An 18,129-nucleotide genomic window follows, 5' to 3' on the forward strand; every position below is an offset into this window, starting at 1 on the left:
GCGTCAACTTTCAGGAGACGGCTGGTGCCCGCTGCGGCGGCACGCCGGTTTTCGCCATTTAGGCCGGCGGCGTGTAAGTTGCCGACATCCGGGCCGCCTCGGTGCCTTTCGATCCACGTTTGTAGATCAGGCCGACAACCAGACCGATGTATCCAACCTGAAGAATGACCAGCGCAAGAATGGCCCAGCCGAGCGCCTTCCAGACCGAGCCGGTTTCTATTTCGGCCCAGATTGCCGTGATGAACGACGTTGCGAGCATGCCTACTAGAAACTGAGGAAAATACATGGCTGCAGCACTCTCGTCTTGGCGATTCAGGCGGCTTTCAAACTCAGTTGTTAAAGAGCCCGCCGCTCCATTGCTGGAGCGGCGGGGCCCCCCGAATTTGCCCCCCGGCTGCCGGGGTAATTAACGACCCCGGGCATTGCTGACAGTGCAATTGCGATGCCAGAAATGATGACCCATTACGGGACACTCGGGACAAAGGCGCAAGACCGGATTGCCGATAAACATTACCTGTGGCTAATATGTCACCTTGGCCGGAAGGGACCCAGGTGGAGAGGGTTTTGGCAGGTTTGCTGGCCGCGATGCTGGTGGCGTCGGCAGGTCGGTGCTGGTCCAAGGGCACCGACAAACAGATTTCCGAAACCGCCCTGAGAACGCTCAGCGCCCAGATGTATTCCGGCATTCTGAGCCATGAATGCCTGTATGGACGACGCTATCCGCAAAGCCGAATCGAGAACGGCTTCAAAAGGCACTTCGAGGAGATGAAGCTGCAGTTGATCGCCGATGGGTACACCATCGTGCCAGGCGCGGAAGGGCGCAACTCACAGTGGCCCCTTTCGGAGATGGCATTTGACGCCAAACGCCGGCTCGGCCTCCCGCGTCAATTCGGTTGCCTTGAAGCGTATTGGCTCGACGACAATCCCGACTGGTGAGGCAGCTAGGCCCGCTGTCGACCTCAAGTCCGCGCCAGCAGCGCATCGACCTCCTGCAGCGTCGGCATCGACGGCGCAGTGCCGGGGCGAGTCACCGAAATGCCGGCGACGGCGCAGGCGAAGTTCACCGCCTGCAGCGGCTCGACGCCTTTCGCCAGGGCCGCCGCGAGGCCGCCATTGAAGGCGTCGCCGGCGCCGGTCGTTTCCACAACCGGCCCGGCATTGACGGCGCCGACATGGTCGGAACGATCCTTTGTGTGCAGCAGCGCGCCCTTCTCGCCAAGCGTGACGATGACCGCGCCGACACCTTTCTCGAGCAGGCTGTCGGCGGCGCGGCGGGCGTCGTCGATGGACGACACCTTGATGCCGGTCAGTTCCTCGGCCTCGGTCTCGTTGGGCGTGACATAGTCGCAAAGCGTATAGATGCGGTCGGGCAGCCTGGCGGCCGGGGCCGGGTTGAGGATGGTCGTCACCCCTGCCCCGCGCGCGATCTCAAGCGCCCTCAGCGCGGCCTCGATCGGCTGCTCGAGCTGGGTGACGAAGACGCCGGCCGAGCGGATGAGGCCGGCATGGGCATCGATGTCGGCGGGCGAGATCAGCATCGCCGCGCCCGGACTGACGATGATGGCGTTGTTGCCGGTCGTCTCCTCGACGAAGATATAGGCAGCGCCGGTGTAGCTCTCCGGCGTGTCGATGACCGCCGCCTTCACGCCGGCCGCCTGCCAGGTGTGCCTGGCCATGTCGGCGAAGGCGTCGACGCCGAGCCGGGTCAGGAAGGTGGTGTCGGCGCCCAGCTTGCCGGCGGCGACCGCCTGGTTAGAACCCTTGCCGCCCGGGCCCAGCTTGAACGAGTTGCCGAGGATGGTCTCGCCCATGCGCGGCTGGCGGTCTGCGCGGTAGGCTGTGTCGGCGACGAAGACACCCAGGATGACGACAGGCTTGCCGGCGGCCATCGCCCTACTCCGCATCCGGCGGAATGACGCCCTTGCGGAAGGCGAAGCAGCCATAGAAGCGGCGCTCGCCGGTCTGGATGACGCAATAGGCCTTCTTGGCGCGCTCGTAGAAGGCGTAGCGCTCGATCGAGATCATCGGCCAGGCCTTGCCCTCGGCCTTGTCGATCTCCTTCTGCACCTCCTTCTGCACCGGCGGGATCTCGTCAGGATTGCCGACGATCTCCATGCGGGCGGCCGCGTCGTCGACGAAGCTGTCCAGCGGATAGAGCGACAGCACCGCCTTCACCACCTCCGCCGCCGGCGCGTCGATGCGCAGCAGATAGCCTAGCTCCGTCTGGCGGGCGACCGAATCGGCCGGGAAATTGGTGTCGCAGATGATCAGGTCGTCGCCGTGGCCCATCGCCCGCAGTGCCTGGAGCACGTCGGCATTGAGCAGCGGATTGATCCCTTTGAGCATGGCAGTCCTCGCGAAAAATCTGTTGGAGATCAGAGCCGGTTGCCGGTCTCTGCGTCGAAAAGGTGAAGCTGGTCGAGCCGTGGCCGAAGATGCAGCGTGTCGCCCGGTTTGAAGTCGTGGCGCTCGCGGAACAGCGCCACCATCTCGCTTTCGCCGAAGCGCACGAAGACCAGGGTCTCGGAACCGGTCGGCTCGACCACGGAAATCCTGGCGGCGACGCCGTCGGGATGGATTTCGAGATGTTCGGGCCGTACGCCGTAGACGACGTTCTGCCCATCCTTGGCGGTGCTGCCGGGGGCAAGCGGAAACGCCGTGCCGGATATGTCGACGATCGGCTTGTCGCCCTTGCGCACGACGCCCTTCAGAAGGTTCATCGCCGGCGAGCCGATGAAGCCGGCGACGAAGAGGTTGGCCGGACGGTCGAACAGCTCCAGCGGCGCGCCGACCTGCTCGATTCGGCCGTCGCGCATCACCACGATCTTGTCGGCCATGGTCATGGCCTCGATCTGGTCGTGCGTGACGTAGATGGTCGTTGTCTTCAGCCGCTGATGCAGTTCCTTGATCTCGGTGCGCATCTGCACGCGCAGCTTGGCGTCGAGATTCGACAGCGGCTCGTCGAACAGGAACACCTGCGGGTTGCGCACGATGGCGCGGCCCATGGCGACGCGCTGGCGCTGGCCGCCCGAGAGCTGGCGCGGATAGCGCTTGAGATAGGGCGCGAGGTCGAGGATGTCGGCGGCGCGCTTGACCCGCTCGGCGACGATCGCCGGATCGGTCTTGCGCAGCTTCAGCGCGAAGGCCATGTTCTGCTCCACCGTCTTGTGCGGGTAGAGCGCGTAGTTCTGGAACACCATGGCGATGTCGCGCTTCGCCGGCGGCAGATTGTTGACGACGCGCTCGCCGATCGCGATCGTGCCGCCGGAGACCGTTTCCAGCCCGGCCACCATCCGCAAGAGCGTGGACTTGCCACAGCCGGAAGGACCGACCAGCACGACGAACTGGCCGTCGGCGATATCGACGCTGACATCGTGCAGGACCTTGACGGGTCCGAACGCCTTGGCCACATTGGTGATCGCGACTTGAGCCATCATCTCCCCTATCGTTTTCGGTGAAGCTAGCCATTGCCAACGGCAAGGGCAAGTCAGTATATTATAGATAAAAAGCCATTCCTGTTGACAAGGTAATCGATTACGCGAATAGTGGCGAGCGCAAAATCCGATGATCGGTGCTTTGCCGGAAATCGGATCTCCACGCGACGCAGGGTGGGGTCCCACGTCCCCATATGGTATAGGAGAAACGCAGACGTTTCGGCGTCCGATAGGTTGGCACGTCAAATTCACGGCTTTTGTTCTGGGAGGAATGTAGATGAGAGTCGGTCTTTACGAAAAACTGGTCCGCGCGGGTGCCACCCGGCGTGACATTCTCAAGGGCGCGGCCAGCATGGCCGCGATCGCCGCGGCTTCAGGCGCCGGCCTCGGCGCGCTAACCCGGCCGGCCGCCGCGGCCGACGATCTGCGCGCGAAGATCCTGCAGATTCCCGGCGTCGGCAAGGGTCAGCCGACCGATGCCGATTTCCAGAAGGTCGGCGAGCTCTGCCTCGAAGCGACCAAGGCCAATGTCAAGGAAGGCGAGTTCGCCGGCGTCGAACTCACCTTCATGGGCCTCAACAACCAGAACCTGCACAATGTTCTGTTCCGCGGCTTCCTGAAGCCGTGGGAGGCTTATACGGGCGCCAAGATCAGCTGGATCGACCTGGCGCAGGCCGACTACAACGCCCGCCTGCAGCAATCGATCGCCACCGGCACCGTCGACTTCGACATCATCGAGATGGGCGCGCCCTTCGAAGGCGATGTCTGCGGCAAGGGCCTGACCTCCGAAATGCCCGACTGGGTCAAGAAGCAGATCGATTTCGACGACCTAGTCAACTACCTGAAGCCGCCGGTCGGCACCTGGAACGGCAAGCAGTACCGCGTCACCATCGACGGCGACGCGCACAACTTCAACTACCGCACCGACGTGTTCGCCGATGCCGATCTCGCCAAGGCGTGGAAGGAAAGCGGCGCGACGACAGAATGGGGCGTGCCGAAGACTTGGCAGGAAGTGCAGGCCGTCACCAAGTTCCTCAAGGGCAAGCAGTTCAAGGGCCAGGACGTCTATGGCTATCTCGATGCGCCCAAGCCCTGGGGCGGCTTCGGCTTCTACTTCCTCGGCAGCCGCGCCAGCGCCTATGCCAAGCATCCCGACGACAAGGCCTGGCTGTTCGATGCCGACACGATGAAGCCGCGCATCAACAATCCGGCGTGGGTGCGGGCGATCCAGGACGTCATCGACGCCCTGCCCTCGGAGCCACCAGACCAGATCAACGCCGATCCGAACACCACCGGCTTCCAGCAGTTCCTGGCCGGCACCGGCTCGATGATCCCGTGGTGGGGCGACATCGGCTCCAACGTCAAGACGAACGACTCGTCGGTCATCGGCGACGTCACCGGCTTCTCGATCCTGCCCGGCTCGGACGACGTCTACAATTCGAAGACCGGCCAGTGGGACAAGCTTGCCAGCGGGCCGAACTACTCGCCGAACTGCGCCTATCTCGGCTGGGGCGTCTATGTCATGGCCCGCGTCGACAGCGACGAGAAGAAACAGAAGGCGGCCTGGTCGGCGGCGGCCCATCTCGGCGGCAAGGACCTGTCGCTCTGGTGCGCGGCCTATCCGTCGGGCTTCCAGCCGTACCGCAACAGCCATTTCAACATTCCGGAATGGGTGGCGGCGGGCTACGACGAGGCGTTCATCAGTTCCTACCTCAAGTCCGAGGGTGACAGCTACAACCATCCGAACGCGGCGATCGAGCCACGCATCCCCGGCATCTTCCAGTACTACAGCGCCGCCGAGGACATCCTGGCCAACACCTTCGCCGGCAAGATGAAGGCACAGGAAGGCGCCGATGCCATCGCCGCCGCCTGGGAGAAGCTCACCGACCAGATCGGCCGCGAAAACCAGATCAAGCTCTACAAAGCCTCGCTCGGCGTGTAGCCTGATCGTATGATGAACCGGGGTCCGGCGACGCGTAGCCGCCGGACCTCGTTTTGACCGGCCAGCCGGTCGCTAGCTTTTGTATCGACGGACGGGACGCGTGGCTGACCAGACCTTGCCCACCAATGCATGGCCGGCTAACGGCGTTCCAGCCGATCTGATCCCACCCGGCCGCAAGCGGCTCGGTTTCGCTTTGATGGCCGCGGCGACGCTCGGCCTGCTCGCCGTCATCGCGCTGCAGATCCTCTACAAGACGGAAGTCACCACGCTCGGCTTCGATACCTGGCGGCCGATCGTCTATGCCTATGTGCTGTGGGGCGTGGCGCTGGGCGTCGGTCAGGTGCTGACGCGCGGCGAGGACGGTCAGCGCGCGCTGTTCCTGCTTCCCGCGCTATTGTTCACCATCGCCATGGTGGTGTTCCCGACGTTGTTCGGCTTCTACATCGCGCTGACGGACTGGAACCTCAGCTCCTTCTCCGGCCGCAAATTCAACGGGCTCGACAATTTCTGGCAGATGCTGGCCGACCCATACTACCGCAACGCGCTGTTCAACATGGTGCTCTATGTGCTCGCGGTGTTCGTCGAATACATCATCGCCTTCGGCCTGGCGCTGCTCCTCAACGCGCAGATCCGCGCGCGCAAATTCTTCCGGGTCGTCTTCCTGATGCCCTTGATGCTGTCGCCGGTCGCGGTGTCATGGATGATCGGCAAGTCGCTGATGGAGTATCGCTTCGGTCCGGCCGCGACGCTGGCGCGACATCTCGGCTGGGACAATCCAGCCTTCTTCTCCAACCCGATCACCGCGCGCATCTCGATCATGGTGCTGGACGCCTGGACCTTCATCCCGTTCATGATGATCATGCTGCTGGCCGGCCTGCAGGCGATGTCGCGCGAGGTGCTGGAGGCGGCCCGCGTCGACGGCGCCACCACCTGGCAGACGTTCTGGCAGGTCACCTTCCCGCTGATGCTGCCGGTGTCGGTGACGGCGGTGATCCTGCGTATCATCTTCAAGCTGAAGCTGGCCGACATCATCATCACCGTGACGTCAGGCGGCCCCGGCGGCGCCACGGATTCGGTGTCGAGCTTCATCTACCGCGAGTACCGCGACCGCTCGAATGTCGGCTACGGCACGATGCTGGCCATGGCCTATCTCGTCATCATCATCGTGTTCGTGACCTGGCTGCTGAAATTCGCCAGCCGTTTCGTGCGCAACGTCAACTGAGCGGCCGGCAACATGAGCGTCCAGACCACCGACTATTCCGTCTCCGAAATCAGCTCGCCGGCGAGCTTCCTGACCAGCCGCGTCTTCATCTATGGCGCGCTGGTGTTCTGGTCCTTCATCTGCCTTTTCCCGATCTACTGGACGATCACGACGTCATTCAAATCGGCGGTCGACGTCACCCAGGGCCATCTGATCCCGTTCGTCGACTTCCAGCCTGACTGGAAGGGCTGGCGCTCGCTCGGCCTGTCGCCGGACTCGATCACGCAGACCTCGACTGTGCGGGACGAGTTCTTCAAGCGCTTCATGAATTCGGTCATCGCCTCGGTCGGCGCATCCGGCCTCGCCATCATCATCGGCAGCCTCGCCGCCTACGGCCTGACCCGCTACCGCTACCACTTCGCCTGGTTCAAGAACGAGGACATCTCCTTCTTCTTCCTGTCGCAGCTGATCCTGCCGCCGGTGGTGCTGGCGCTGCCCTTCCTGGTGCTCTACCGCGAGGTCGGCCTGCTCGACACGCGCGTCGGGCTGATCCTGCTCTACACGCTGATGGTGCTGCCGATCGTCATCTGGATCATGCGCGACCAGTTCAACTCGATCCCGGTCGAGCTCGAGGAAGCTGCGCTCGTCGACGGGCTGTCGATCTGGGGAGCCTTCTTCCGCATCGTCATGCCGATCGCGCTGCCCGGCATGGTCGCCGCCTTCATCCTGGCGATGGTGCTGTGCTGGAACGAGTATTTCTTCGCCGCGCTTTTGACCTCGACCGACGCCAAGACCATTCCCGTCATGGTGGCGAGCCAGACCGGATCGCAAGGCATCAACTGGTGGTCGATGGCCGCACTCGCCACCGCCGCCATCACGCCGCTTGCCGTCATCGGCATCCTTCTGGAGCGCTACCTGATCATGGGCATGACGGCCGGCGCGGTGAAGTAGCGCTTCAGCTCGCCGCTTTCCCCAGGAAGACGGAGCTTATCCGGTCGCGAAACATCTCGGCGGTTGCCGCCGTGCCGAAATCGCGCGTCTCAAAACGCTCGCCTTTCAGCGTCGTCAGGACCACCGAGAAGGTCGGGCCGCCGCTGTCCCATTCGATCCTGCGCAGACGGAAATCGGCAATGTCGCCCGGGCCGAGACGATAGCGGCGCAGGAAGAACGGATTGCGCGTCACGATATCGATGCGGCCCGTGCCAACGATCCAGCGCACCGCCGGACTGAAGAGCGCGGCGAGCGCAAGCGGGATGCCGACCGCATAGGCGCCGAGGATGATGAACAGGAAAAAGGGGCTGGCAAAGTTCGGTGGCCAGACACCGCGATAGAGCTCCCATGTCGGGACGATGATGCAGAAGAGGCCGGCAAGGCCGATGAACAGGCGCTTGGCGACGTGCATCGGAACGTCGTGCCGCAACCGTCCATCGCTACCGATCTCGTCCATTCCGGCCCCCTTAGCCCGGCGATCATGGCGGCGGATGGTGAAAATAGGCGTAACGATTGAGAAGTCGCGTTTCTGTCGGGCGTGGCCAGGCGCTGCTCGCCGCGTCAGGCCGACAGAGGAGGGCGCGCAGATGCTCAAGGATCATGGCGACGCCCTTCCTGCCCAGCTCTGCCGAAGCTTCCGGCGCGCTCGCCGTGTACCAGCTTGTATTGTCGGCGAAGCGGCCGGCGTCGACCGCTTCGGGGCACAGCGCCAGCATCAGCGAGGTTTCGCCGATGCCGGCATGGTCGAACGGGTACTGGCCGTTCATGGCGGCCGACATCAGCGGATGCACCTGAACCCAATTGAAGAAGTTCTCGCCCTTGGCATGGCCTGCATAGTAGTCGGCCATCGCCTCGGAACCCCACCAGCCCTCGCCGCGCTGCTTTTCCAGGAAGCGGAAGATCGCCTGCCGGCCGGCGGCCTTGAAAGCGAGGTCGGTCGGCATGCCGGCGGTGAAATTCTCGGTCTGGTGGTGGATGATGGCGTGGATGTTGCGAAAGCCGATGCGCAGCAGGCTGAAGAACAGCTCCTCGGCGAACGGCGCCAGCTGATTGCCGCCGACCTGCACCGAGCCGCTGCCTTCAGGCGGCGCCACCGCGTAGCTCGCGGCGCCATAGTAGAAGGCCGGCAGGATGACGATGTCGGCCTCCTTCTCGAACAATTCCAGTGTCTTGACGACGGCCAGCGTGTCCATCCCGACGGCCATGTGCTCGCCATGATATTCGAGCACGCCGAGCGGCAGCACGACCGGCCAGTTTTCGGCGATCGCCTTGCGGATCTGGTGCGGCAGCATCAATTCGTAACGCATCGCCCCTACTCCATATTGGTGTGGCGGGCGCGCATCGCCTCCGGCGAGGCGCCGGTCAGGGCCTTGAGCTTCAGCACCATCACTTCGAACAGCAGGAACAGCGCGCCCTCGAACAGCGACCCCATCGGCAAGACGGAGGTCTTTGCCGCGCCCTGGTCGCTGGCCATGGTCTGCGCCGGGATCAGCAAGGAGAAATCGGCGAGCCTGGCCGCGCTGCTTCCGCTTTCAGCGGTGACGAGCAGCACCTTTGCGCCCGCATCCCGCGCGACCTGCATCAGGGTCAGCACCGTCGTGGTCTCGCCCGGCCCGGAGCTTACCAGGAAGACGTCGCCCTTGCCCAGCGGCGGCGTGGTCATGTCGCCGACCACCGACACCGGCAGGCCGAGATGGTAGAGCCGCATGGCGAAACCCTTGACCTGCAGCGCCTCGCGGCCGCAGCCATAGACGGCGATCCTGCCGGCCCCGACGAGCACTTCGCAGGCGGCGTCGATGCTGGCCCCGTCCACCTTGGCCAGCACGCCGCAGAGTTCCTCCAGCGCGATCGCGAACAGATCCGTACCGGCCTTGGTCATGATGGCTTCACCAGTCTGCCCAGGGGTTGAAAAGGTGGAAGCTTCTGGTCACGCCTTCCCGGGAAAGGCTTGTTTTTGTTCATGCTATCACCGCGAAAATGCCTGTCCAACGGCCGTCGGCGCTTTTGCTGTGCCACGGGCGTGATAGTGTCATGTCAGACAAATCAGCTCCAGGAAAACTCCACGACATGAAGACACGGCATTTCGACCGCATCGGCAATGGCGGCATCGACTTCACCGAACTCGGCTTCGGCACGGCGCCGCTCGGCAACCTCTATCGCGCCGTCTCCGACGAGGACGCCCATGCCACGCTGGAAGCGGCTTGGAACATCGGCTGCCGCTACTTCGACACAGCGCCGCTTTACGGTCTCGGCCTCTCGGAAACCCGGCTCAACCCGTTCCTGCGCGGCAAGAAGCGCGACGACTATGTGCTGTCGAGCAAGGTCGGGCGCCTGATGCGCGCCTGTCCGCCGGCTGAGCGCACCGGCATCGGCAAGTTCTTCGACACGCCGTCGCGCCGGGAGGTCTACGACTACAGCTATGACGGCGTCATGCGCTCCTTCGAGGCCTCGCTGGAGCGCCTCGGCGTCGACCGCATCGACATCCTGTTCGTCCACGACGTCGACATCTTCACCCACGGCAGCAAGGAGGCCTCCGACCGGCGCATCGAGGAGTTCATGACCTCCGGCTATTACGGCCTGCTTTCGCTGCGCGACCAGGGCGCGATCAGGGCCTTCGGCGGCGGCATCAATGAATGGCAGGTGTGTCAGACATTGGCCGAGCGCGGCGATTTCGACCTTTTCCTGCTGGCAGGACGCTACACGCTGCTGGAGCAGGAGGCTTTGCAGTCCTTCCTGCCGCTCTGCCAGAAACGCGGCATCGGCATCGTGCTCGGCGGCCCCTACAATTCCGGCATCCTGGCCACGGGGCCGAAGCCGGGAGCCTTCTACAACTATTCCGAGGCGCCGAAGGACGTGCTCGATCGCGTGGCGCGCATCGAGGCGGTTTGCAAACGCCACGGCGTGCGCCTCATCGAGGCGGCGTTGCAGTTCCCGCTGCAGCATCCGTCTGTCGTGTCGGTGATCCCCGGCGGCCAGCGGCCGGGCGAGGTCGAAAGCAACCGCGCGCTGCTCGACGTCAAGCTGCCCGAAGCTCTCTGGAGCGATCTGAAGCAGGAAGGACTGCTGCGCGCGGACGCGCCGACGGGCTGATCTGCCCTGCTGGCGATGGGCAAAAGAAAAGCCGGGCAAGCCCGGCTTTTCTGATCTTTAAAGAAAAAGGTCTTAGTTGACCGCGTCCTTGAGGCCCTTGCCGGCCGAGAATTTCGGCACGGTGCGCGCCGGAATCTTCACCTCGGCGCCGGTCTGCGGGTTGCGGCCGGTCGAAGCAGCGCGTTTTGACACGGTGAAATTTCCGAAGCCGACAAGCCGGACATCGCCGCCCTTCTTCAGTTCGCCAGTGATCACGGAAAACACCGCATCGACGGCTGACTGCGCGTCACCCTTCGAAATGCTCGCGGCATCGGCGACAGCGGACACCAGTTCGTTCTTGTTCATCAAAATTCCCTTCCATGAGAAAACCGGAACTTTCGACTCATCCGGCAGGAAACGGACTTTAGAAAGAAGCGTTCCTGCAACCAAGTCGAAAAAGCGGAAAAAATCCGAAAAAAGCCCGGAATTCCGGGGTTTTTCACATTAAAAAGCCGGGCGCGAGGCCCGGCTTTCGTTTTGTGCGCTGCAACTTTAGCCAAATCTAATGCGCAAGCGACTTTCCGGCATCGTCGCCGCTGTCGGCCGCGGCCGGGGCGTTGACCGGCTCGACCCACTCGATCGCCTCCGGCATCCGCACCAGCGCGTGGCGCAGCACCTCGCCGACCCGCGAGACCGGAATGATCTCCATGCCGTTCTTCACGTTGTCCGGGATCTCCGCCAGGTCCTTGGCGTTGTCTTCCGGGATCAGCACCTTCTTGATGCCGCCGCGCAGCGCGGCCAGCAGCTTCTCCTTGAGACCGCCGATCGGCAGCACCCTGCCGCGCAGCGTGATCTCGCCGGTCATCGCCACATCGGCCTTGATCGGAATACCGGTCAGCACCGAAATGATGGCGGTCGCCATTGCCACGCCGGCCGACGGGCCGTCCTTCGGGGTTGCCCCCTCCGGCACGTGGACGTGGATGTCACGCTTGTCGAACAGCGGCGGCTCGATGCCGAAATCGAGAGCGCGCGAGCGGACATAGGAGGCCGCCGCCGAGATCGATTCCTTCATCACGTCGCGCAGGTTGCCGGTCACGGTCATGCGGCCCTTGCCGGGCATCATGACGCCTTCGACCGTCAGCAGTTCGCCGCCGACTTCCGTCCAGGCAAGCCCGGTGACGACACCGACCTGATCGTCAGCCTCGACCTGGCCGAAGCGGTAGCGCGGCACACCGAGATAGTCGGCGAGATTGTCGGCGGTGATGGTGACCGACTTCTTCTTCGTCTTCAGGATCTCGGTCACCGCCTTGCGCCCGAGCTTCATCAGCTCGCGCTCCAGGCTGCGCACGCCCGCCTCGCGGGTGTAGGTCTGGATGATGCCGCGGATCGCGTCCTCGCCGACGGAGAACTCCTTCGGCTGCAGCGCGTGGTCGCGGATCACCTTCGGCATCAGGTGCCGCTTGGCGATCTCGATCTTCTCGTCCTCGGTGTAGCCGGCGATACGGATGATCTCCATGCGGTCCATCAAGGGCGCAGGGATATTCAGCGTGTTCGCCGTCGTCACGAACATCACGCTCGACAGGTCGTATTCGACCTCGAGGTAATGGTCCATGAACGTCGAGTTCTGCTCGGGATCGAGCACCTCGAGCAGGGCCGATGACGGGTCGCCGCGGAAGTCCTGGCCCATCTTGTCGATCTCGTCGAGCAGGAAGAGCGGATTGGACTTCTTGGCCTTCTTCATCGACTGGATGACCTTGCCGGGCATCGAGCCGATATAGGTGCGCCGGTGGCCGCGGATCTCGGCCTCGTCGCGCACGCCGCCAAGCGCCATGCGGATGAACTCGCGGCCGGTCGCCTTGGCGATCGACTTGCCGAGCGAAGTCTTGCCGACGCCGGGAGGACCGACGAGGCACAGGATCGGCCCCTTGATCTTCTTCTGGCGGCTCTGCACAGCGAGATACTCGACGATGCGGTCCTTGACCTTGTCGAGGCCGAAATGGTCGGTGTCGAGCACGTTCTGGGCGAAGGCCAGGTCGTGCCTGACCTTGGAGTTCTTGCCCCACGGGATCGACAGGATCCAGTCCAGATAGTTGCGCACGACGGTCGATTCAGCCGACATCGGCGACATCGTCCTGAGCTTCTTCAACTCGGCTTCCGCCTTCTCGCGGGCCTCCTTGGAGAGCTTGGTCTTCTTGATGCGCGCCTCGATCTCGGCGGCCTCGTCGCGGCCGTCCTCGCCTTCGCCGAGCTCCTTCTGGATCGCCTTCATCTGCTCGTTGAGGTAGTACTCGCGCTGCGTCTTCTCCATCTGGCGCTTGACGCGCGAGCGGATGCGCTTCTCCACCTGGAGCACGGAGATTTCGGCTTCCATGAAGCCCATCGCCTTTTCCAGCCGTTCCTTGACGGAAAGCGTGGCCAGCATCTCCTGCTTCTCGGGGATTTTGATGGCAAGGTGCGAGGCAACCGTGTCGGCGAGCTTGGAATAGTCGTCGATCTGGCTGGCTGCGCCCACCACTTCGGGCGAGATCTTCTTGTTCAGCTTGACGTAGTTCTCGAAGTCGGTGACGACCGAGCGGGCCAGAGCCTCGATCTCGACCTCTTCCTCCTCCGGCTCGACCAGCGCCGAAGCACGGGCCTCGTGGAAATCGGGACGGTCGGTGAACGAGACGATCTTGGCGCGCGAGGCGCCTTCGACCAGCACCTTCACGGTGCCGTCGGGAAGCTTCAGCAATTGCAGCACATTGGCGAGCGTGCCGATGTCGAAGATCGCATCGGGCTCGGGATCGTCGTCGGCTGCGTTCATCTGGGTCGCAAGCAGGATCTGCTTTTCCTGACCCATCACCTCTTCCAGCGCCTTGATCGACTTTTCGCGCCCGACAAAGAGCGGAACGATCATGTGCGGAAACACAACGATGTCGCGCAGCGGGAGGACCGCGAAGACGCCGTCGCCGGGAGCCCTGGATGTTTTGGCCATTGTCCAACCTTTCATGTCGCGGCCGCCAGTCGGCCAACCGCGAATCTCATATTAACGACCGAGGATCGTTCCGCCTACCACCGTTTGTGACGGGAGTTTTACAGCACAGAATTCGGCACCTCGGCCTTCTGCTGTTAGTTGGATGTGTAAGCGGCAAAGATCAAGGGCAAACACGGTCCGTTCATCCTACTCCATCGGCCAGGCGGCACACCGTTTCACAGCAAAACGGCGCCCGTCGGGCGCCGTTCCACAAAAACTATGGGCCAGGTGCCATCTCAGGCGCTGACGTTGCCCTTCTTTTCCTTCTGCTCGGAATAGATGTAGAGCGGCCGGGCGTTGCCGGAGACCACCTCTTCCGAAATTACCACCTCGCGCACGCCTTCCAGCGCCGGCAGTTCGAACATGGTGTCGAGCAGGATCGCTTCCATGATCGAACGCAGGCCGCGCGCGCCGGTCTTGCGCTCGATGGCGCGCTTGGCGATCGCCGACAGCGCGTTCTCGTGGAAGGTCAGATCGACATTCTCCATCTCGAACAGCCGCTGGTACTGCTTGACCAGCGCGTTCTTCGGCTCGGTCAGGATCTGGATCAGCGCCGGCTCGTCGAGGTCTTCCAACGTCGCCAGCACCGGCAGACGGCCGACGAATTCGGGGATCAGGCCGAACTTCAACAGATCCTCGGGCTCGACCTGGCGGAAGATGTCACCGGTGCGGCGATCCTCGGGCGAAGCGACCGTGGCGCCGAAGCCGATCGAGGTCTTGCGGCCGCGATCCGAGATGATCTTGTCCAGCCCGGCGAAGGCGCCGCCGCAGATGAACAGGATGTTGGCGGTGTCGACCTGCAGGAACTCCTGCTGCGGGTGCTTCCTGCCGCCCTGCGGCGGCACCGAGGCGACCGTGCCTTCCATGATCTTCAGGAGCGCCTGCTGCACGCCCTCGCCCGACACGTCGCGGGTGATCGAGGGGTTGTCGGACTTGCGCGAAATCTTGTCGATCTCGTCGATGTAGACGATGCCGCGCTGGGCGCGCTCGACATTGTAGTCGGCCGACTGCAACAGCTTGAGGATGATGTTCTCGACGTCCTCGCCGACATAACCGGCCTCGGTCAACGTCGTGGCGTCGGCCATGGTGAAGGGCACGTCGATGATGCGGGCCAGCGTCTGCGCCAGCAGCGTCTTGCCGCAACCGGTCGGGCCGATGAGCAGGATGTTCGACTTGGCCAGCTCGACGTCGTTGTTCTTGCCGGCGTGCGCGAGGCGCTTGTAGTGGTTGTGGACGGCCACCGACAGCACGCGCTTGGCGTAGGGCTGGCCGATGACATAGTCGTCGAGGACCTTGAGGATCTCCTGCGGGGTCGGCACGCCCTCGCGCGACTTCACCATCGAGGTCTTGTTCTCCTCGCGGATGATGTCCATGCAGAGCTCGACGCATTCATCGCAGATGAAGACCGTCGGGCCGGCAATCAGCTTGCGCACCTCGTGCTGGCTTTTGCCGCAAAACGAGCAGTAGAGGGTGTTCTTTGAATCACCGCCGTTGTTGCCGACCTTGCTCATTTTCCTGTCCTTTCACCGCCCGCCCGCCGATGGTCTGGCCAAGGGCGTCTCATCAATCTATCGCGAGAATGCGCCACCGCCAGTGTCCCAGCTCACACAGCGTATTCCGTACGAAACACAAATCAGAAGACGCGGCAACGATTCGCAGCAACCCCACACAAAGCTAAGCCGTCGAAAATCAACATAGCCTTAACGTAGGCAATCCCACCCGTCGAGGGAACAGCCAATTGTGGCCGAAATGCCGCAAGCCGCGCCAAAAGCGCGTTTTCCCGCCACCCGCTGCCAATCGGCGCCTAGGCGGCGACGACTTCGGCGGCCTCGCGGGACGAAATGACCTTGTCGATCAGACCAAAGTCCTTGGCCTCGTCGGCGGTCATGAAATGGTCGCGGTCGAGCGTCTTTTCGATCTCGTCATAGCTCTTGCCGGTGTGCTTGACATAGACCTCGTTGAGGCGGCGCTTCAGCTTGATGATGTCCTGCGCATGACGTTCGATGTCCGAGGCCTGACCCTGGAAGCCGCCGGACGGCTGGTGGACCATGATGCGGGCGTTCGGCGTGGCGAAGCGCATGTCCTTGTGGCCGGCGCAAAGCAGCAACGAGCCCATCGAGGCGGCCTGACCGATGCAGAGCGTCGACACCGCCGGCTTGATGAACTGCATGGTGTCGTAGATCGCCATTCCCGACGTGACGACGCCGCCCGGGGAATTGATGTAGAGGTTGATTTCCTTCTTCGGGTTCTCGGCCTCGAGGAACAAAAGCTGTGCACAAACCAGCGTCGCCATGCCGTCCTCGACCGGACCGGTGATGAAGATGATGCGCTCTTTCAGCAGGCGCGAGAAAATGTCGTAGGCCCGCTCGCCGCGATTGGTCTGTTCGACCACCATCGGAACGAGGTTCATGTAGGTTTCGACGGGGTTCTTCATGGACTATCCCTTTTTGAAGATGGGATTCCGGCGCCGGGGAGTATGAGCAATCGGGCAGAATCGGTTCTGGATCGTTAGGATGTAAATAGGATGCCGGCTCACCCTAACGCAAGGCCGCCCCTCCTAGCCATCTGGTTAAGCCGAATCAAGCGCTACCAACCGACGAAAGGCGCGGGCGAAGCGTCTTTCGACCCAGTGTCTCCCGGGGCTCTTTGAAACGGTAGCACTTTCTTAACCGCGCCCCTTAACGAAAAGCTGCAAAACCGCTTTCGGGGAACGGAGCTTCCGGTACAACTTCCGCGTTGAACTGGCGTTCTTTTCTATGGGGCAATGTCATGATCTGCAAAAGCCCTGCACCCCTGGCCGTGGCGGGCCTCGCCATCCTTGCCACGATATCGGAAACGGCCGCCGGCGGCCGCGCGCTCGAATGCTACGAGCCGATCCGCAGGCCGGCGCTCTACGATACCGTCTACGAGGACGTGATGGTCAGCCCCGGCGGCCAGTTCGTCGACTACGATGCGCCGATCTACGGCACGCGCGCGAGCGTCGAGCAGATCGCGCCAGCCCGCGTCACTTACGAGGTGGTGCCGGCCATCACTCGCACCGTCTACCACACGGTCAAGGTGGACGACGGCGGCTATGCCTGGGAATGGCGCATCATCCACGGCCGCAATGTGCTGTGCAAGGTGTGGCGCAAGGCCCGCTATGCGCGGGTCGCCGAAACTGCGGTGGTCGAGCCCGAGCGTCTCAGGCGCGTGGTGCTCGCGGCGGAATATGAAAGTGTCGCCCGGGAGGTGCTGGTGCGGCCGGAACGGCGGCGCATCACCGAGATTGCGCCCTCGTACCAGAAGGTGGCGCGCCGGGTGCTGGTCAGGGAAGGCTCAACGCAATGGCGGCGCGTGCATATCGCGCGGCATTGCCGGGATTAGGCCACCTCCGCCCGCAGCCACGTCTTGAGACCCGCGATATCGCCGTCGCCAACGGCCTTGGCGACACGCCGGCCGACAGCCGCGCCGAATTTGTAGCCGTGGCCCGAGCAGGCAGAGACCACCAGGCACTTGTCGCTCTCATACGCCAGGAACTTCTCGTCGGCGGTGAAGGTGTAGGCGCAGGTGACGACCTCGGTCACCCTGTATTCAGCGATGCGGGCGATCGGCGGCGAGAACAGGTTGCGGATCACCTCACCCTCGCCCGGCACCGGCGCCCGGTTCCAATCCGCGTCGCTGGTCGGCACCTTGTGCAGGCCCGAACCGAATTTCATGCCGGCGCCGCGCGTCAGCGGGATCATGTAGCCGTCGGTGACGCCGCCGACATCGAGGATGACGGGCGCCGTTTCCCAGGCCACCCTAAGATCGGCTGGCGGTTCGACATAGGCAAGCGCGGTGCGATAGGTCTTCAATTCACCGCCGAGCTCCGGGAACAGCTTCAGCACCCACGCGCCGGCAGTGACCACGATGCGGTCGGCCTGCATCGTCTCGCCGCCGGCGAGCGTGATCCGACCGGCCTCGGCATCGACCTCGACCACCTTGCTGTGTTCGTAGACATTGGCGCCGTTGGCGCGCAGCCATGCAGCGAGGCCCGACGCGATCCTGCGGCAATGCAGGGCGCCACCCTCCGTCGAAAAATAGGCATAGCGGAACGTGTCGGGCTCGAGGAACGGCCAGCGCTCGACCGCGGCGGCCGGGTCGAGCAACTCGAAGGGAAAGTTCCCCTCCTCCAGGCCTTCGCGGTATTCCTCGGCCTCGTCGCCGGGCTCGCGCGAGATGCAGAGGAAACCCCTGGCATCGAGATGGTTCTCGCCGAGATCGGCCCACATCTCGTCCCAGGCGTCATACGCCTCCGTGATCAGCCTGCCATAGCCGGTGCCGGCGCGGTAGGCGCGACGGATGATGCGGTGATGGTCGCCCGACGCGGCCAGCGGGTTGGGGATCGGCCCCTGCTCGACGATCGAAACAGTGTGCCCGGCTTTGACCAGCGACCACGCCGTCGAAAGCCCGGCAATGCCGGCGCCGACCACGATCACATTCATCGAAACCATCCTTCCGC

18 protein-coding genes are annotated in these 18,129 nt (G+C 63.5%); 6 read left to right on the forward strand and 12 right to left on the reverse strand.

The genetic code is table 11. The features are described 5' to 3' along the window. Positions 1 to 58: 58 nt before the first annotated feature. Positions 59 to 286 carry a hypothetical protein gene (locus tag EN738_RS01155; protein WP_127282109.1) on the reverse strand — a complete coding sequence of 76 codons (228 nt, stop codon included), beginning with the start codon at positions 284 to 286 and terminating at the stop codon, positions 59 to 61. 278 nt (positions 287 to 564) lie between these two features. On the opposite strand from EN738_RS01155, the gene EN738_RS01160 reads away from it, so the two are divergent. Continuing rightward, the gene (locus EN738_RS01160; protein ID WP_127282110.1) at positions 565 to 936 is read left to right on the forward strand and encodes a hypothetical protein; all 372 of its coding nucleotides are present in this window, start codon (positions 565 to 567) and stop codon (positions 934 to 936) included. Between the two features lie 23 nt (positions 937 to 959). Here the strand turns inward: EN738_RS01160 and rbsK are convergent, their stop codons facing one another. The 3 genes from rbsK to ugpC are packed head-to-tail and all read right to left on the reverse strand — an operon-like array spanning position 960 to position 3,434. After that, the gene (rbsK, locus tag EN738_RS01165; RefSeq protein ID WP_127282111.1) at positions 960 to 1,889 is read right to left on the reverse strand and encodes a ribokinase; all 930 of its coding nucleotides are present in this window, start codon (positions 1,887 to 1,889) and stop codon (positions 960 to 962) included. Between the two features lie 4 nt (positions 1,890 to 1,893). Then, entirely contained in the window at positions 1,894 to 2,346 is a 453-nt protein-coding gene (locus tag EN738_RS01170; protein ID WP_126054886.1) for an RbsD/FucU family protein, read from the reverse strand. Positions 2,347 to 2,375: 29 nt separating this feature from the next. Then, positions 2,376 to 3,434 carry a sn-glycerol-3-phosphate ABC transporter ATP-binding protein UgpC gene (gene ugpC / locus EN738_RS01175; RefSeq protein WP_127282157.1) on the reverse strand — a complete coding sequence of 353 codons (1,059 nt, stop codon included), beginning with the start codon at positions 3,432 to 3,434 and terminating at the stop codon, positions 2,376 to 2,378. 277 nt (positions 3,435 to 3,711) lie between these two features. Here ugpC and EN738_RS01180 point away from each other — a divergent pair, with 277 nt between their 5' ends. From EN738_RS01180 to EN738_RS01190, 3 genes are all read left to right on the forward strand, one after another. Next, positions 3,712 to 5,376 carry a sugar ABC transporter substrate-binding protein gene (locus tag EN738_RS01180; protein ID WP_127282112.1) on the forward strand — a complete coding sequence of 555 codons (1,665 nt, stop codon included), beginning with the start codon at positions 3,712 to 3,714 and terminating at the stop codon, positions 5,374 to 5,376. 100 nt (positions 5,377 to 5,476) lie between these two features. Then, positions 5,477 to 6,598 (forward strand): sugar ABC transporter permease, encoded by a 1,122-nt coding sequence (locus EN738_RS01185; protein ID WP_127282113.1) that lies wholly within the window; start codon positions 5,477 to 5,479, stop codon positions 6,596 to 6,598. A 12-nt stretch (positions 6,599 to 6,610) separates the two neighbouring features. After that, on the forward strand, positions 6,611 to 7,528 hold the full coding sequence (locus tag EN738_RS01190; RefSeq protein WP_126054889.1) for a carbohydrate ABC transporter permease: 918 nt from the start codon (positions 6,611 to 6,613) through the stop codon (positions 7,526 to 7,528). Between the two features lie 4 nt (positions 7,529 to 7,532). Here the strand turns inward: EN738_RS01190 and EN738_RS01195 are convergent, their stop codons facing one another. Genes EN738_RS01195 through hxlB form a run of 3 tightly spaced genes read right to left on the reverse strand, consistent with a single transcriptional unit; the run spans position 7,533 to position 9,446 of the window. Then, complete coding sequence (locus EN738_RS01195; protein WP_127282114.1) at positions 7,533 to 8,024, reverse strand: hypothetical protein; 492 nt, start codon at positions 8,022 to 8,024, stop codon at positions 7,533 to 7,535. A gap of 22 nt (positions 8,025 to 8,046) precedes the next feature. Beyond that, positions 8,047 to 8,874, reverse strand: a complete 828-nt coding sequence (locus EN738_RS01200) for a creatininase family protein (protein ID WP_245494291.1) — start codon at positions 8,872 to 8,874, stop codon at positions 8,047 to 8,049. Positions 8,875 to 8,879: 5 nt separating this feature from the next. Continuing rightward, positions 8,880 to 9,446, reverse strand: coding sequence for a 6-phospho-3-hexuloisomerase (gene hxlB, locus EN738_RS01205; RefSeq protein ID WP_127282115.1), 567 nt, complete (start codon positions 9,444 to 9,446; stop codon positions 8,880 to 8,882). A 188-nt stretch (positions 9,447 to 9,634) separates the two neighbouring features. On the opposite strand from hxlB, the gene EN738_RS01210 reads away from it, so the two are divergent. Beyond that, the gene (locus EN738_RS01210; RefSeq protein WP_127282116.1) at positions 9,635 to 10,657 is read left to right on the forward strand and encodes an aldo/keto reductase; all 1,023 of its coding nucleotides are present in this window, start codon (positions 9,635 to 9,637) and stop codon (positions 10,655 to 10,657) included. Between the two features lie 72 nt (positions 10,658 to 10,729). On the opposite strand, the gene EN738_RS01215 is transcribed toward EN738_RS01210, so the two are convergent. From EN738_RS01215 to EN738_RS01230, 4 genes are all read right to left on the reverse strand, one after another. Further along, on the reverse strand, positions 10,730 to 11,002 hold the full coding sequence (locus tag EN738_RS01215) for an HU family DNA-binding protein (protein WP_006201846.1): 273 nt from the start codon (positions 11,000 to 11,002) through the stop codon (positions 10,730 to 10,732). Between the two features lie 196 nt (positions 11,003 to 11,198). After that, positions 11,199 to 13,610 carry an endopeptidase La gene (lon, locus tag EN738_RS01220; protein ID WP_127282117.1) on the reverse strand — a complete coding sequence of 804 codons (2,412 nt, stop codon included), beginning with the start codon at positions 13,608 to 13,610 and terminating at the stop codon, positions 11,199 to 11,201. A gap of 275 nt (positions 13,611 to 13,885) precedes the next feature. Next, positions 13,886 to 15,160, reverse strand: coding sequence for an ATP-dependent Clp protease ATP-binding subunit ClpX (clpX, locus tag EN738_RS01225; protein ID WP_127282118.1), 1,275 nt, complete (start codon positions 15,158 to 15,160; stop codon positions 13,886 to 13,888). A 293-nt stretch (positions 15,161 to 15,453) separates the two neighbouring features. Continuing rightward, entirely contained in the window at positions 15,454 to 16,083 is a 630-nt protein-coding gene (locus EN738_RS01230; RefSeq protein ID WP_127282119.1) for an ATP-dependent Clp protease proteolytic subunit, read from the reverse strand. Positions 16,084 to 16,418: 335 nt separating this feature from the next. Here EN738_RS01230 and EN738_RS01235 point away from each other — a divergent pair, with 335 nt between their 5' ends. Then, complete coding sequence (locus tag EN738_RS01235; protein WP_127282120.1) at positions 16,419 to 17,012, forward strand: hypothetical protein; 594 nt, start codon at positions 16,419 to 16,421, stop codon at positions 17,010 to 17,012. On the opposite strand, the gene EN738_RS01240 is transcribed toward EN738_RS01235, so the two are convergent. Further along, a complete protein-coding gene (locus EN738_RS01240; protein ID WP_127282121.1) occupies positions 17,009 to 18,112 on the reverse strand; it encodes an FAD-dependent oxidoreductase in 1,104 nt (367 codons plus the stop codon). The genes EN738_RS01235 and EN738_RS01240 overlap by 4 nt on opposite strands. Between the last annotated feature and the right edge of the window lie 17 nt (positions 18,113 to 18,129).

Origin of the sequence: Mesorhizobium sp. M4B.F.Ca.ET.017.02.2.1, from assembly GCF_003998955.1 — a bacterium.
GTDB classification, from domain to species: domain Bacteria; phylum Pseudomonadota; class Alphaproteobacteria; order Rhizobiales; family Rhizobiaceae; genus Mesorhizobium; species Mesorhizobium abyssinicae.

Bases quoted from the DNA above. Each gene is read 5' to 3' on its own strand.
- EN738_RS01230 (WP_127282119.1), bottom strand. From the start codon at position 16,083: ATGAAGAACCCCGTCGAAACCTACATGAACCTCGTTCCGATGGTGGTC.
- lon (WP_127282117.1), bottom strand. From the start codon at position 13,610: ATGGCCAAAACATCCAGGGCTCCCGGCGACGGCGTCTTCGCGGTCCTC.
- ugpC (WP_127282157.1), bottom strand. From the start codon at position 3,434: ATGGCTCAAGTCGCGATCACCAATGTGGCCAAGGCGTTCGGACCCGTC.
- EN738_RS01200 (WP_245494291.1), bottom strand. From the start codon at position 8,874: ATGCGTTACGAATTGATGCTGCCGCACCAGATCCGCAAGGCGATCGCC.
- hxlB (WP_127282115.1), bottom strand. From the start codon at position 9,446: ATGACCAAGGCCGGTACGGATCTGTTCGCGATCGCGCTGGAGGAACTC.
- clpX (WP_127282118.1), bottom strand. From the start codon at position 15,160: ATGAGCAAGGTCGGCAACAACGGCGGTGATTCAAAGAACACCCTCTAC.
- rbsK (WP_127282111.1), bottom strand. From the start codon at position 1,889: ATGGCCGCCGGCAAGCCTGTCGTCATCCTGGGTGTCTTCGTCGCCGAC.
- EN738_RS01170 (WP_126054886.1), bottom strand. From the start codon at position 2,346: ATGCTCAAAGGGATCAATCCGCTGCTCAATGCCGACGTGCTCCAGGCA.
- EN738_RS01235 (WP_127282120.1), top strand. From the start codon at position 16,419: ATGATCTGCAAAAGCCCTGCACCCCTGGCCGTGGCGGGCCTCGCCATC.
- EN738_RS01240 (WP_127282121.1), bottom strand. From the start codon at position 18,112: ATGAATGTGATCGTGGTCGGCGCCGGCATTGCCGGGCTTTCGACGGCG.
- EN738_RS01215 (WP_006201846.1), bottom strand. From the start codon at position 11,002: ATGAACAAGAACGAACTGGTGTCCGCTGTCGCCGATGCCGCGAGCATT.
- EN738_RS01210 (WP_127282116.1), top strand. From the start codon at position 9,635: ATGAAGACACGGCATTTCGACCGCATCGGCAATGGCGGCATCGACTTC.
- EN738_RS01155 (WP_127282109.1), bottom strand. From the start codon at position 286: ATGTATTTTCCTCAGTTTCTAGTAGGCATGCTCGCAACGTCGTTCATC.
- EN738_RS01195 (WP_127282114.1), bottom strand. From the start codon at position 8,024: ATGGACGAGATCGGTAGCGATGGACGGTTGCGGCACGACGTTCCGATG.
- EN738_RS01180 (WP_127282112.1), top strand. From the start codon at position 3,712: ATGAGAGTCGGTCTTTACGAAAAACTGGTCCGCGCGGGTGCCACCCGG.
- EN738_RS01190 (WP_126054889.1), top strand. From the start codon at position 6,611: ATGAGCGTCCAGACCACCGACTATTCCGTCTCCGAAATCAGCTCGCCG.